The organism is Streptomyces sp. NRRL WC-3549 (assembly GCF_000721935.1).
In the GTDB taxonomy this organism is placed as follows: domain Bacteria; phylum Actinomycetota; class Actinomycetes; order Streptomycetales; family Streptomycetaceae; genus Streptomyces.
Window position 1 is genome coordinate 102,729 of the sequence record NZ_KL585381.1, and the last position, 1,369, is coordinate 104,097.

A 1,369-nucleotide genomic window follows, 5' to 3' on the forward strand; every position below is an offset into this window, starting at 1 on the left:
CCGCCGTATCGCCTTGAACCCGCACTGGGCGTCGCTGAACCGGGCGGCCAGCGAGGAGCGCAGGATGAGGTTGTACGACCGTGAGATGAACTCCCGCTTCGATCCCCGCACCACCCGCGAACTCCGGCTCAGCCGCGAGCCGATGGCGAGGTCCGAGTGGCCGGAGATGAGCGGCGCGACCAGCGGCAGCAGCGCGTTGAGGTCGGTCGAGAGGTCGACGTCCATGTAGGCGAGGACCGGGGCGTCGGAGTGCGACCAGACGGTGCGCAGTGCCCGCCCCCGGCCCTTCTCCTCCAGCCGGTACGACCGCACCTGCGGGATCACCGCGGCGAGCCGGTCCGCCACCTGGGGCGTGCGGTCGGTGCTCGCGTTGTCCGCGACAGTGATGCGGAAGGGGTAGGGGAAGGTCCGGGTCAGGTGGTCGTGCAGGCGGAGCACACAGGGTTCGAGGTCCTTCTCCTCGTTGTAGACGGGAACCACTACGTCGAGTACGGGAGCACCGGCCGCATCGACCGCCGCGGCCAGGAGGTGCTCCCGGGCCGGCAGAGTGCTCCAAGGGGTGTCGGTTTGCATGACACCGACACTCGCCAACCCCGCTGTCACACCCGTGTGCTGTGCCTGTGGCCGTCCTGTGAGTGCGCCACGGCGCCCTCCGGGCCGCCCACCGGGGCTCCGGCGACCCGGCCCTCGTACACCGCGTCCGCCGGCAGACGCACCGCGAACACCGTGTCCCCGGGCACCGAGCGCACCTCCACCCGACCGCCGTGCGCGGCCACGACGGCCTGCACGATGGCGAGGCCCAGCCCCGTCGATCCGGCCTGCCGGGACCGTGAGGCGTCACCTCGGGCGAACCGCTCGAAGACGTGCGGCAGCAGCCCGTCGGGGATGCCGGGCCCGTCGTCCCGGACCTCCAGGGTCACCCAGGGCAGGTCGCCGCGTGCCGGGCACACCCGGACCGTGACGGTCGTCCCGGGCGGTGTGTGGGTACGGGCGTTCGCCAGCAGGTTGACGAGGACCTGCTGGATCCGGGCTGGGTCGGCGTGCACGGTCGCGGGCACCTCGGGCAGCTCCAGCCGCCAGTGGTGGGACGGCCCCGCCCCGTGTCCGGACGCGGCCCGGTCGGCCGCGCGGGCGTCGCTCACCGCGTCGACGACGAGCGGCGAGAGATCGGTGCTCTCGTAGGAGAGCGGGCGTCCGGCATCGAGCCTGGCCAGGAGCAGCAGGTCCTCGACCATGCCGGTCATCCGCTCGGCCTCGGACTCGATGCGCCCCAGCGCGTGCCGGGTGTCCGGTCCGGCCTGCTCCCGTCCGCGCCGGGTCAGTTCGGCGTACCCGCGGATCGAGGCGAGCGGGGTCCGCAGTTCGTGGC

Annotated in this window: 2 protein-coding genes; both read right to left on the reverse strand. The window is 73.1% G+C overall.

Features of this window, described 5'->3' with window-relative positions:
* Positions 1-573 (reverse strand): glycosyltransferase (locus IH13_RS0100710; RefSeq protein ID WP_031080085.1); only part of this gene is annotated, 573 nt, incomplete at its 3' end.
* A gap of 26 nt (positions 574-599) precedes the next feature.
* On the reverse strand, positions 600-1,369 hold a 770-nt coding region (locus tag IH13_RS0100715), incomplete at its 5' end, for a sensor histidine kinase (RefSeq protein ID WP_031080086.1).